Here is a 12,327-nt window from a genome sequence, read left to right as displayed (position 1 = left end):
ACAACGTTAACGATTTGTGGCGTCGGCGCGTATAATGCGCGCGGTTATGTTAACGGTACGCCTGTTTTAAGGAGATAAAGATGACGGCAATTGCCCCGGTTATTACCATTGATGGCCCAAGCGGTGCAGGGAAAGGCACCTTGTGTAAGGCTATGGCGGAAGCGTTGCAATGGCATCTGCTGGACTCGGGTGCAATTTATCGCGTACTGGCACTGGCGGCATTACATCACCATGTTGATGTTGCATCGGAAGATGCGCTCGTGCCGCTGGCATCCCATCTGGATGTCCGTTTTGTGTCGACCAATGGCAATCTGGAAGTGATCCTCGAAGGGGAAGATGTCAGCGGCGAAATTCGTACTCAGGAAGTGGCGAATGCTGCTTCACAAGTCGCGGCATTCCCACGCGTTCGTGAAGCATTATTGCGTCGCCAACGCGCGTTTCGCGAATTACCAGGCTTGATTGCCGATGGCCGCGATATGGGAACGGTGGTATTCCCTGATGCGCCAGTGAAAATTTTCCTTGACGCCTCCTCGGAAGAACGTGCGCATCGCCGCATGCTACAGTTGCAGGAGAAGGGCTTTAGTGTTAACTTTGAGCGCCTTTTGGCCGAGATCAAAGAACGCGACGACCGCGATCGTAACCGAGCGGTAGCGCCACTGGTTCCGGCAGCCGATGCTTTAGTGTTGGATTCCACCACCTTAAGCATTGAGCAAGTGATTGAAAAAGCGCTACAATACGCGCGCCAGAAATTGGCTCTCGCATAAGCGACCGAATTTGCAGTACCCCCGTTGCAATGGAATGACAGCGGGTATGTTAAACAACCCCATCCGGCATGGAGCCAGGTGGACGTTAAATATAAACCTGAAGATTAAACATGACTGAATCTTTTGCTCAACTCTTTGAAGAGTCCTTAAAAGAAATCGAAACCCGCCCGGGTTCTATCGTTCGTGGCGTTGTTGTTGCTATCGACAAAGACGTAGTACTGGTTGACGCTGGTCTGAAATCTGAGTCCGCCATCCCGGCTGAGCAGTTCAAAAACGCCCAGGGCGAGCTGGAAATCCAGGTAGGTGACGAAGTTGACGTTGCTCTGGACGCAGTAGAAGACGGCTTCGGTGAAACTCTGCTGTCCCGTGAGAAAGCTAAACGTCACGAAGCCTGGATCACGCTGGAAAAAGCTTACGAAGATGCTGAAACTGTTACCGGTGTTATCAACGGCAAAGTTAAGGGCGGCTTCACTGTTGAGCTGAACGGTATTCGTGCGTTCCTGCCAGGTTCTCTGGTAGACGTTCGTCCGGTGCGTGACACTCTGCACCTGGAAGGCAAAGAGCTTGAATTCAAAGTAATCAAGCTGGATCAGAAGCGCAACAACGTTGTTGTTTCTCGTCGTGCCGTTATCGAATCCGAAAACAGCGCAGAGCGCGATCAGCTGCTGGAAAACCTGCAGGAAGGCATGGAAGTTAAAGGTATCGTTAAGAACCTCACTGACTACGGTGCATTCGTTGATCTGGGCGGCGTTGACGGCCTGCTGCACATCACTGATATGGCCTGGAAACGCGTTAAGCATCCAAGCGAAATCGTCAACGTGGGCGACGAAATCACTGTTAAAGTGCTGAAGTTCGACCGCGAACGTACCCGTGTATCCCTGGGCCTGAAACAGCTGGGCGAAGATCCGTGGGTAGCTATCGCTAAACGTTATCCGGAAGGTACCAAACTGACTGGTCGCGTGACCAACCTGACCGACTACGGCTGCTTCGTTGAAATCGAAGAAGGCGTTGAAGGCCTGGTACACGTTTCCGAAATGGATTGGACCAACAAAAACATCCACCCGTCCAAAGTTGTTAACGTTGGCGATGTCGTGGAAGTTATGGTTCTGGATATCGACGAAGAACGTCGTCGTATCTCCCTGGGTCTGAAACAGTGCAAAGCTAACCCGTGGCAGCAGTTCGCGGAAACCCACAACAAGGGTGACCGTGTTGAAGGTAAAATCAAGTCTATCACTGACTTCGGTATCTTCATCGGCCTGGACGGCGGCATCGACGGCCTGGTTCACCTGTCTGACATCTCCTGGAACGTTGCAGGCGAAGAAGCAGTTCGTGAATACAAAAAAGGCGACGAAATCGCTGCAGTTGTTCTGCAGGTTGACGCAGAACGTGAACGTATCTCCCTGGGCGTTAAACAGCTCGCAGAAGATCCGTTCAACAACTGGGTTGCTCTGAACAAGAAAGGCGCTATCGTAACCGGTAAAGTAACTGCAGTTGACGCTAAAGGCGCAACCGTAGAACTGGCTGACGGCGTTGAAGGTTACCTGCGTGCTTCTGAAGCATCCCGTGACCGCGTTGAAGACGCTACCCTGGTTCTGAGCGTTGGCGACGAAGTTGAAGCTAAATTCACCGGCGTTGATCGTAAAAACCGCGCAATCAGCCTGTCTGTTCGTGCGAAAGACGAAGCTGACGAGAAAGATGCAATCGCAACTGTTAACAAACAGGAAGATGCAAACTTCTCCAACAACGCAATGGCTGAAGCTTTCAAAGCAGCTAAAGGCGAGTAATTCTCTGACTCTTCGGGATTTTTATTCCGAAGTTTGTTGAGTTTACTTGACAGATTGCAGGTTTCGTCCTGTAATCAAGCACTAAGGGCGGCTACGGCCGCCCTTAATCAATGCAGCAACAGCAGCCGCTAAATTTGCCTTTAAGGAACCGGAGGAATCATGACCAAGTCAGAATTGATAGAAAGACTTGCCACCCAGCAATCGCACATTCCCGCCAAGACGGTTGAAGATGCAGTAAAAGAGATGCTGGAGCATATGGCCTCGACTCTTGCGCAGGGCGAGCGTATTGAAATCCGCGGTTTCGGCAGTTTCTCTTTGCACTACCGCGCACCACGTACCGGACGTAATCCGAAGACTGGCGATAAAGTAGAACTGGAAGGAAAATACGTTCCTCACTTTAAACCAGGTAAAGAACTGCGCGATCGCGCCAATATTTACGGTTAAGTTTTTACTCAAACTTGAACGCGAGAAAAGCACCTGTCGGGTGCTTTTTTCATTTCTCTAATCTGGAACTGGAAGCTGCCTCGCAGAGTTTTGAACAGTTTTCACCCTCTCGTTAAATTCTTCTGAACGTGCCTCGGGGAACGCAAAACTCCCACCAGACAACCGCTCAACAAAGTTGCACACTTTCCATAAACAGGGAGGGGTGCATGAAAATAACGACAGTCGGCGTATGCATAATTTGCGGAATTTTTCCGTTGCTGGTTTTGCCCCAATTGCCTGGGACATTAACCCTTGCGTTTCTGACTGTCTTCGCCTGCGTACTGGCATTTATTCGTGTTAAAGCCGTCCGTTATATCGCGCTGACGTTGCTGTTTTTCGTTTGGGGCATATTAGCAGCAAAGCAAATTTTGTGGGCAGGAGAAACCTTAACTGGCTCGACGCAGGATGCAATTGTTGAGATCATTGCTACTGACGGCATGACCACTCATTACGGTCAAATTACTCATCTACAAGGTCGACGTATATTCCCTGCGCCAGGCCTCGTACTGTATGGCGAATATCTTCCGCAAGCGGTTTGTGCCGGACAAGTATGGTCAATGAAACTCAAAGTTCGTGCAGTTCATGGCCAACTTAATGATGGCGGCTTTGATAGCCAGCGTTATGCCATTGCCCAGCATCAACCGCTCACCGGCCGTTTTCTGCAGGCAAGTGTCATTGAACCGAATTGTAGCCTGCGTGCACAGTATCTGGCGTCACTACAAACAACGCTGCAACCCTATATGTGGAACGCGGTTATTCTTGGATTAGGTATGGGGGAACGGTTATCCGTCCCCAAAGAAATCAAAAATATCATGCGTGATACTGGAACGGCGCATTTAATGGCGATATCAGGATTGCACATCGCTTTTGCGGCGTTGCTGGCTGCAGGACTCATTCGCGGTGGGCAAGTTTTTCTGCCTGGGTGCTGGATCCACTGGCAAATGCCATTAATTGGTGGAATCTGCTGTGCTGCTTTTTATGCCTGGCTAACGGGAATGCAACCTCCTGCATTGCGTACCGTGGTGGCGCTTGCCATTTGGGGAATGCTTAAGTTAAGTGGACGACAATGGAGTGGCTGGGATGTATGGATATGTTGTCTGGCGGCAATTTTGCTGATGGATCCTGTTGCCATTCTCTCGCAAAGTTTATGGCTCTCTGCCGCTGCGGTCGCGGCACTGATTTTTTGGTATCAGTGGTTTCCCTGTCCGGAGTGGCAGCTGCCGCCGGTATTGCGCGCGGTTGTTTCCCTCATCCATCTACAACTTGGAATCACGCTCCTGCTAATGCCTGTGCAAATCGTCATATTTCATGGCATTAGTCTGACCTCGTTTATTGCAAACCTATTTGCAATTCCCCTGGTGACATTTATCACGGTTCCGTTGATTCTCGCCGCGATGGTTGTGCATTTAAGCGGGCCGTTAATCGTGGAACAAGGAGTATGGTTTCTTGCCGACCGGTCTTTGGCTTTACTTTTCTGGGGGTTAAAGAGTTTGCCGGAAGGGTGGATCAACATTGCTGAACGTTGGCAATGGCTAACATTTTCCCCATGGTTCTTACTGGTGGTATGGCGATTAAACGCCTGGCGAACGTTGCCAGCAATGTGTGTGGCTGTAGGCTTGCTGATGTGCTTGCCGCTGTGGCAAAAACCTCGACCTGACGAGTGGCAAGTGTACATGCTTGATGTCGGGCAAGGGCTGGCAATGGTCATTGCGCGAAACGGCAAAGCGATTCTCTATGACACGGGACTGGCCTGGCCCGATGGGGATAGTGGGCAACAACTGATTATCCCCTGGCTCCACTGGCATAATCTTGAACCGGAAGGCGTTATTTTGAGTCATGAACATCTGGATCACCGGGGAGGGCTGGACTCAATATTGCACACATGGCCGATGTTATGGATCCGAAGTCCGTTAAACTGGGAACATCATCAGCCCTGTGTGCGTGGCGAAGCGTGGCAATGGCAAGGATTGCGTTTCAGCGCGCACTGGCCTTTACAAGGTAGCAACGATAAAGGAAATAACCATTCCTGTGTGGTTAAGATTGATGACGGGACGAATAGCATTCTTCTAACCGGTGATATTGAAGCCCCCGCTGAACAAAAGATGCTAAGCCGTTACTGGCAGCAAGTACAAGCAATATTACTTCAGGTACCTCACCATGGCAGTAATACCTCATCATCGTTGCCATTAATTCAGCGAGTGAATGGAAAAGTGGCACTCGCATCGGCATCGCGCTATAACGCATGGCGACTGCCCTCAAGCAAAGTTAAACATCGCTATCAACAACAGGGTTATAAGTGGCTTGATACTCCACATCAGGGTCAAATAACGGTCAATTTTTCAGCGCAAGGCTGGCGGATTAGCAGCCTCAGAGAGCAAATTTTACCTCGTTGGTATCATCAGTGGTTTGGCGTGCCAGTGGATAACGGGTAGAATATGCGGCTATTTCAACAAATGCTGGTTTTTTGAATGCATAACGACAAAGATCTCTCTACGTGGCAGACGTTCCGCCGACTGTGGCCAACCATTGCGCCTTTTAAAGCGGGTCTGATCGTGGCGGGCGTAGCGTTAATCCTCAACGCAGCCAGCGATACCTTCATGTTATCGCTCCTTAAGCCACTTCTTGATGATGGCTTTGGTAAAACAGATCGCTCCGTGCTGGTGTGGATGCCGCTGGTGGTGATCGGGCTGATGATTTTACGTGGTATCACCAGCTATGTCTCCAGCTACTGTATCTCCTGGGTATCAGGAAAGGTGGTAATGACCATGCGTCGCCGCCTGTTTGGTCACATGATGGGAATGCCAGTTTCATTCTTTGACAAACAGTCAACGGGTACGCTGTTGTCACGTATCACCTACGATTCCGAACAGGTTGCTTCTTCTTCTTCTGGCGCATTGATTACTGTTGTGCGTGAAGGTGCGTCGATCATCGGCCTGTTCATCATGATGTTCTATTACAGCTGGCAACTGTCGATCATTTTAATTGTGCTGGCACCGATTGTTTCGATTGCGATTCGTGTCGTATCGAAGCGTTTTCGCAACATCAGTAAAAACATGCAGAACACCATGGGTCAGGTGACCACCAGCGCAGAACAGATGCTGAAGGGCCACAAAGAAGTATTGATTTTTGGTGGTCAGGAGGTGGAGACCAAACGCTTCGACAAAGTCAGTAACCGAATGCGTCTTCAGGGGATGAAAATGGTTTCAGCCTCTTCTATCTCTGATCCGATCATTCAGTTGATCGCCTCTTTAGCGCTGGCGTTTGTTCTGTATGCGGCGAGCTTCCCTAGCGTCATGGATAGCCTGACTGCCGGTACGATTACCGTTGTTTTCTCTTCAATGATTGCGCTGATGCGTCCGCTGAAGTCGCTGACCAACGTTAACGCCCAATTCCAGCGCGGTATGGCGGCTTGTCAGACGCTGTTTACCATTCTGGACAGTGAGCAGGAGAAAGACGAAGGTAAGCGTGTGCTCGAACGTGCGACTGGTGACGTAGAATTCCGCAATGTCACCTTTACTTATCCGGGACGTGATGTACCCGCATTGCGTAACATCAACCTGAAAATTCCGGCAGGAAAAACGGTCGCTCTGGTTGGACGCTCTGGTTCAGGTAAATCAACCATCGCCAGCCTAATCACACGTTTTTACGATATTGATGAAGGCGAAATCCTGATGGATGGTCACGATCTGCGCGAGTATACCCTGGCGTCTTTACGTAACCAGGTTGCTCTGGTGTCGCAGAATGTCCATCTGTTTAACGATACGGTTGCCAACAACATTGCTTACGCACGGACAGAACAGTACAGCCGTGAGCAAATTGAAGAAGCGGCGCGTATGGCCTACGCCATGGACTTCATCAATAAGATGGATAACGGTCTCGATACAGTGATTGGTGAAAACGGCGTGCTGCTCTCTGGCGGTCAGCGTCAGCGTATTGCCATCGCTCGAGCCTTGTTGCGTGATAGCCCGATTCTGATTCTGGACGAAGCTACCTCGGCGCTGGATACCGAATCTGAACGTGCGATTCAGGCGGCACTGGATGAGTTGCAGAAAAACCGTACCTCTCTGGTGATTGCCCACCGTTTGTCTACTATTGAAAAGGCAGACGAAATCGTGGTCGTCGAGGATGGTGTCATTGTGGAACGCGGTACGCATAACGATTTGCTTGAGCACCGTGGCGTTTACGCGCAACTTCACAAAATGCAGTTTGGCCAATGATCGAAAAAATCTGGTCTGGTGAATCCCCTTTGTGGCGGCTATTGCTGCCACTCTCCTGGTTGTATGGTCTGGTGAGTGGCGCGATCCGTCTTTGCTATAAACTAAAACTGAAGCGCGCCTGGCGTGCCCCCGTACCGGTTGTCGTGGTTGGTAATCTCACCGCTGGCGGCAATGGAAAAACCCCGGTCGTTGTCTGGCTGGTGGAACAGCTGCAACAGCGCGGTATTCACGTGGGGGTCGTATCGCGGGGATATGGTGGTAAGGCTGAATCTTATCCGCTGTTATTGTCGGCAGATACCACCACAGCACAGGCGGGTGATGAACCTGTGTTGATTTATCAACGCACTGGTGCGCCTGTTGCGGTTTCTCCCGTGCGTTCTGATGCGGTAAAAGCCATTCTGGCGCAACACCCTGATGTGCAGATCATCGTAACCGACGACGGTTTACAGCATTATCGTCTGGCGCGTGATGTGGAAATCGTCGTTATTGATGGCGTGCGTCGCTTTGGCAATGGCTGGTGGTTGCCGGCGGGGCCAATGCGTGAGCGAGCGGGGCGCTTAAAGTCGGTTGATGCGGTAATCGTCAACGGCGGTGTCCCCCGCAGCGGTGAAATCCCCATGCATCTGCTGCCGGGGCAGGCGGTGAATTTACGTACCGGTACGCGTTGTGACGTTGCTCAACTTGAACATGTGGTGGCGATGGCGGGGATTGGGCATCCGCCTCGCTTTTTTGCCACGCTGAAGATGTGCGGCGTACAACCGGAAAAATGTGTACCACTGGCCGATCATCAGTCTTTGAATTATAAGGATGTCAGCGCGTTGGTAAGCGACGGGCAAACGCTAGTAATGACTGAAAAAGATGCGGTGAAATGCCGGGCCTTTGCAGATGAAAATTGGTGGTATTTGCCTGTTGACGCACAGCTTTCAGGCGATGAACCAGCGAAACTGCTTGCGCAACTAACCTCGCTGGCTTCTGGCAACTAGTTACGCCGCGGCAGCGTTCGATTGATGGAGTCATGAATGTCGCTGCCGCACCTCTCCCTTGCTGATGCGCGTAATCTTCACCTTGCTGCGCAAGGCCTGTTAAACAAACCCCGCCGTCGAGCGTCGTTGGAAGATATTCTGGCAACGATTTCCCGCATGTCCTTGCTGCAAATTGATACCATCAATATTGTTGCCCGTAGCCCATATCTGGTGCTTTTCAGTCGTCTGGGAAATTATCCTGCGCAGTGGTTGGATGAGTCTCTGGCGCGTGGCGAATTAATGGAATACTGGGCGCATGAAGCCTGCTTTATGCCACGTAGCGATTTTCGTCTTATTCGCCACCGCATGCTGGCACCTGAAAAAATGGGCTGGAAATACAAAGACGCCTGGATGCAGGAACATGCGGCAGAAATTGCACAGTTAATTCAACATATTCATGATAAGGGGCCGGTACGTTCAGCCGATTTCGAGCATTCTCGTAAAGGTGCAAGCGGCTGGTGGGAATGGAAGCCGCATAAACGGCATCTGGAAGGTTTATTTACTGCCGGAAAGGTGATGGTGATTGAACGGCGCAACTTCCAGCGCGTTTATGATTTAACCCACCGTGTCATGCCTGACTGGGATGATGAGCGCGATCTCGTTTCGCAAACAGAAGCAGAAATCATCATGCTGGATAACAGTGCGCGTAGCCTGGGCATATTCCGCGAACAGTGGCTGGCAGATTACTATCGGCTGAAACGTCCGGCACTGGCGGCTTGGCGCGAAGCGAGGGCTGAACAGCAGCAAATCATTGCTGTGCATGTTGAAAAATTGGGCAATCTTTGGCTGCATGCTGATTTGCTGCCGCTACTCGAACGCGCGCTCGCCGGAAAGCTCACTGCAACGCACAGCGCGGTACTTTCGCCTTTTGATCCTGTTGTCTGGGATCGCAAACGCGCGGAGCAGCTTTTTGATTTTAGCTACCGGCTGGAGTGCTATACCCCAGCGCCGAAACGCCAGTATGGCTATTTTGTTCTGCCGTTATTACATCGTGGGCAATTAGTTGGGCGAATGGATGCCAAAATGCATCGCCAGACAGGCATCCTTGAAGTTATCTCTCTGTGGTTACAGGAAGGCATTAAACCAACGACAACGCTGCAAAAAGGGTTACGTCAGGCGATTACTGATTTCGCTAACTGGCAGCAGGCAACGCGGGTGACATTAGGACGCTGCCCGCAAGGCCTCTTTACTGATTGCCGCGCCGGCTGGGAAATAGACCCCGTCGCATAAATGATTATGATAAGATTTATGCATTCATAACCCGATCCATCTGGAGGAACTATGGATCATCGTCTGCTTGAAATCATTGCCTGCCCGGTTTGCAACGGAAAACTTTGGTATAACCAGGAAAAACAAGAGCTTATTTGCAAACTGGACAACCTGGCTTTCCCGCTGCGCGATGGCATTCCAGTGTTGCTGGAAACGGAAGCCCGCGTGCTGACTGCTGATGAGAGTAAATCATGAGTTTTGTGGTCATTATTCCCGCGCGCTACGCGTCCACGCGTCTGCCCGGTAAACCATTGGTTGATATTAACGGCAAACCCATGATTGTTCATGTTCTTGAACGCGCGCGCGAATCAGGTGCCGAGCGCATCATCGTGGCAACCGATCATGAGGATGTTGCCCGCGCTGTTGAAGCCGCTGGCGGCGAAGTATGTATGACGCGCGCCGATCATCAGTCAGGTACAGAACGTTTGGCGGAAGTTGTCGAAAAATGCGCATTCAGCGACGACACGGTGATCGTTAATGTGCAGGGTGATGAACCGATGATCCCTGCGACAATCATTCGTCAGGTTGCTGATAACCTCGCTCAGCGTCAGGTGGGTATGGCGACTCTGGCGGTGCCAATCCACAATGCGGAAGAAGCGTTTAACCCGAATGCGGTGAAAGTGGTTCTCGACGCCGAAGGGTACGCACTGTACTTCTCTCGCGCCACCATTCCGTGGGATCGTGATCGTTTTGCAAAAGACCTTGAAACCGTAGGCGATAACTTCCTGCGTCATCTTGGTATTTATGGCTACCGTGCAGGCTTTATTCGTCGTTACGTCAACTGGCAGCCAAGTCCGTTAGAACACATCGAAATGTTAGAGCAGCTTCGTGTTTTGTGGTATGGCGAAAAAATCCACGTTGCTGTTGCTCAGGAGGTTCCTGGTACAGGAGTGGATACCCCTGAAGATCTCGAGCGCGTTCGCGCTGAAATGCGCTAATTTCACTTCACGACACTCCAGCCAATTTTGGGAGGAGTGTCGTACCGTTACGATTTTCCTCAATTTTTCTTTTCAACAATTGATCTCATTCAGGTGACATCTTTTATATTGGCGCTCATTATGAAAGCAGTAGCTTTTATGAGGGTAATCTGAATGGAACAGCTGCGTGCCGAATTAAGCCATTTACTGGGCGAAAAACTCAGTCGTATTGAGTGCGTCAATGAAAAAGCGGATACGGCGTTGTGGGCTTTGTATGACAGCCAGGGAAACCCAATGCCGTTAATGGCAAGAAGCTTTAGTACGCCCGGAAAAGCCCGACAGCTGGCATGGAAAACCACCATGCTGGCAAGAAGTGGGACTGTCCGTATGCCGACTATTTATGGTGTGATGACGCATGAAGAACACCCCGGCCCCGATGTCCTGCTACTGGAGCGGATGCGTGGTGTTTCGGTGGAGGCTCCAGCCCGAACACCAGAACGCTGGGAACAACTCAAAGACCAAATCGTTGAAGCCTTACTGGCCTGGCACCGTCAGGACAGTCGTGGTTGCGTCGGCGCGGTCGACAATACTCAGGAAAATTTCTGGCCCTCATGGTACCGGCAACATGTTGAAGTGCTATGGACTACGCTCAATCAGTTCAATAACACCGGTCTAACGATGCAGGATAAGCGGATCCTGTTTCGCACTCGCGAATGTCTCCCGGCATTATTCGAAGGCTTTAACGACAATTGTGTGCTGATTCACGGTAACTTCTGTTTACGCAGCATGCTGAAAGATTCGCGCAGCGATCAGTTACTGGCGATGGTCGGACCGGGACTAATGCTTTGGGCACCGCGAGAATACGAACTGTTCCGACTAATGGATAATTCTCTGGCGGAAGATTTGCTCTGGAGTTATCTGCAACGCGCGCCAGTGGCGGAGTCGTTCATCTGGCGGCGTTGGTTATATGTGTTATGGGATGAAGTTGCGCAACTGGTCAACACCGGACGATTTAGTCGGCGTAACTTCGATCTGGCATCAAAATCACTCTTGCCGTGGCTCGCCTGACGAACCTTTCAGCCACTGCCAGATCCGGCCAAGCGTTTCATAGCCAACGCGGTCGCTATGCATTAACCAGACTGGAGAAGGGATTGCTCGTTCCCACGGATTAAGCGGCGAGTCGATGGCCAACTGGTTCGCCGGGGCTGGCAGCGGATTTAACCCTTCCTGCTGAAAAAAGATCATCGCGCGCGGCAGATGTGATGCGGAGGTTACCAGCAGGAAAGGGGCGTCACCAATCGCCTGTTTCACTGCCGCAGCTTCTTCTTCGGTATCTTTTGGCAAATCCAGGGTGATAATTTGCTCGCGAGGGACACCCAGCGATTGCGCAACTCGGGCACCTACTTCGGCTGTACTCACCGTATTGGTTTTTGCTACGCCTCCCGTGAAGATCAGTTTTGATCCCGGATTTTCGCGCCATAAGCGGATACCTTCATTCAGGCGTGGCAGACTGTTATTGATTAAATTAGAGCTCGGTGCCCACTGCGGGTTCCAGGTATAACCACCTCCGAGCACCACGATATAGTCCACTTTTTGCGAATTATTCCATGTCGGATAGGTGCTTTCGATGGGACGCAGCAGGCGGTCGGCTATCGGTTGCAAACTCAATAACAAGAGCGCCAGCCACCCAATGCTAATAAAAATCTTCCCAGTTTTTTGAAAACGGCTAAACCACAGCAGCGCCAGGCCAGCGCCAATAATAAGCAACATCAGCGGAAGTGGCAGCAACATATTGCCAATCACTTTTTTCAGTGTAAAAAGCATCCTTTCTGGTTCCTTTTTTGACCATATAGCAAGGGATCGCCAGCGAT

At 51.0% G+C, this 12,327-nt stretch carries 11 protein-coding genes; 10 read left to right on the top strand and 1 reads right to left on the bottom strand.

Annotated elements, in window-relative coordinates:
• Positions 1–80: 80 nt before the first annotated feature.
• From cmk to BEB42_RS01205, 10 genes are all read left to right on the top strand, one after another.
• Positions 81–764 carry a (d)CMP kinase gene (cmk, locus tag BEB42_RS01250; protein ID WP_000125016.1) on the top strand — a complete coding sequence of 228 codons (684 nt, stop codon included), beginning with the start codon at positions 81–83 and terminating at the stop codon, positions 762–764.
• Positions 765–874: 110 nt separating this feature from the next.
• Entirely contained in the window at positions 875–2,548 is a 1,674-nt protein-coding gene (gene rpsA, locus BEB42_RS01245; RefSeq protein ID WP_000140327.1) for a 30S ribosomal protein S1, read from the top strand.
• 159 nt (positions 2,549–2,707) lie between these two features.
• Positions 2,708–2,992, top strand: a complete 285-nt coding sequence (gene ihfB / locus BEB42_RS01240) for an integration host factor subunit beta (protein WP_000167336.1) — start codon at positions 2,708–2,710, stop codon at positions 2,990–2,992.
• Positions 2,993–3,198: 206 nt separating this feature from the next.
• A complete protein-coding gene (locus BEB42_RS01235) occupies positions 3,199–5,463 on the top strand; it encodes a ComEC family protein (RefSeq protein ID WP_000705747.1) in 2,265 nt (754 codons plus the stop codon).
• A 36-nt stretch (positions 5,464–5,499) separates the two neighbouring features.
• A complete protein-coding gene (msbA, locus tag BEB42_RS01230) occupies positions 5,500–7,248 on the top strand; it encodes a lipid A ABC transporter ATP-binding protein/permease MsbA (RefSeq protein ID WP_000551273.1) in 1,749 nt (582 codons plus the stop codon).
• Positions 7,245–8,231: a tetraacyldisaccharide 4'-kinase gene (gene lpxK, locus BEB42_RS01225; protein WP_000570524.1), complete on the top strand. Its 987-nt coding sequence runs from the start codon at positions 7,245–7,247 to the stop codon at positions 8,229–8,231. The genes msbA and lpxK overlap by 4 nt, the downstream gene beginning before the upstream one ends.
• Before the next feature lie 36 nt (positions 8,232–8,267).
• The gene (ycaQ, locus tag BEB42_RS01220) at positions 8,268–9,500 is read left to right on the top strand and encodes a crosslink repair DNA glycosylase YcaQ (protein ID WP_000056506.1); all 1,233 of its coding nucleotides are present in this window, start codon (positions 8,268–8,270) and stop codon (positions 9,498–9,500) included.
• A 51-nt stretch (positions 9,501–9,551) separates the two neighbouring features.
• Positions 9,552–9,734 carry a protein YcaR gene (gene ycaR / locus BEB42_RS01215; protein ID WP_000350058.1) on the top strand — a complete coding sequence of 61 codons (183 nt, stop codon included), beginning with the start codon at positions 9,552–9,554 and terminating at the stop codon, positions 9,732–9,734.
• The gene (gene kdsB, locus BEB42_RS01210) at positions 9,731–10,477 is read left to right on the top strand and encodes a 3-deoxy-manno-octulosonate cytidylyltransferase (RefSeq protein WP_000011605.1); all 747 of its coding nucleotides are present in this window, start codon (positions 9,731–9,733) and stop codon (positions 10,475–10,477) included. The genes ycaR and kdsB overlap by 4 nt, the downstream gene beginning before the upstream one ends.
• 153 nt (positions 10,478–10,630) lie before the next feature.
• Entirely contained in the window at positions 10,631–11,524 is an 894-nt protein-coding gene (locus tag BEB42_RS01205) for a YcbJ family phosphotransferase (RefSeq protein ID WP_000436922.1), read from the top strand.
• Here the strand turns inward: BEB42_RS01205 and elyC are convergent.
• Positions 11,501–12,280 (bottom strand): envelope biogenesis factor ElyC, encoded by a 780-nt coding sequence (elyC, locus tag BEB42_RS01200; RefSeq protein WP_000899583.1) that lies wholly within the window; start codon positions 12,278–12,280, stop codon positions 11,501–11,503. The genes BEB42_RS01205 and elyC overlap by 24 nt on opposite strands.
• Positions 12,281–12,327: the final 47 nt, after the last annotated feature.

It is taken from the genome of Escherichia sp. MOD1-EC5990, assembly GCF_002965285.1.
In the GTDB taxonomy this organism is placed as follows: domain Bacteria; phylum Pseudomonadota; class Gammaproteobacteria; order Enterobacterales; family Enterobacteriaceae; genus Escherichia; species Escherichia coli_F.
Note: the sequence above shows the minus strand (reverse complement) of the source record. Positions and strands in the feature narration are given on the sequence as shown.

Excerpts from the sequence above, each read along its gene's own strand:
- cmk (WP_000125016.1), top strand. The coding sequence starts at position 81 with ATGACGGCAATTGCCCCGGTTATTACCATTGATGGCCCAAGCGGTGCA.
- rpsA (WP_000140327.1), top strand. The coding sequence starts at position 875 with ATGACTGAATCTTTTGCTCAACTCTTTGAAGAGTCCTTAAAAGAAATC.
- ihfB (WP_000167336.1), top strand. The coding sequence starts at position 2,708 with ATGACCAAGTCAGAATTGATAGAAAGACTTGCCACCCAGCAATCGCAC.
- BEB42_RS01235 (WP_000705747.1), top strand. The coding sequence starts at position 3,199 with ATGAAAATAACGACAGTCGGCGTATGCATAATTTGCGGAATTTTTCCG.
- msbA (WP_000551273.1), top strand. The coding sequence starts at position 5,500 with ATGCATAACGACAAAGATCTCTCTACGTGGCAGACGTTCCGCCGACTG.
- lpxK (WP_000570524.1), top strand. The coding sequence starts at position 7,245 with ATGATCGAAAAAATCTGGTCTGGTGAATCCCCTTTGTGGCGGCTATTG.
- ycaQ (WP_000056506.1), top strand. The coding sequence starts at position 8,268 with ATGTCGCTGCCGCACCTCTCCCTTGCTGATGCGCGTAATCTTCACCTT.
- ycaR (WP_000350058.1), top strand. The coding sequence starts at position 9,552 with ATGGATCATCGTCTGCTTGAAATCATTGCCTGCCCGGTTTGCAACGGA.
- kdsB (WP_000011605.1), top strand. The coding sequence starts at position 9,731 with ATGAGTTTTGTGGTCATTATTCCCGCGCGCTACGCGTCCACGCGTCTG.
- BEB42_RS01205 (WP_000436922.1), top strand. The coding sequence starts at position 10,631 with ATGGAACAGCTGCGTGCCGAATTAAGCCATTTACTGGGCGAAAAACTC.
- elyC (WP_000899583.1), bottom strand. The coding sequence starts at position 12,280 with ATGCTTTTTACACTGAAAAAAGTGATTGGCAATATGTTGCTGCCACTT.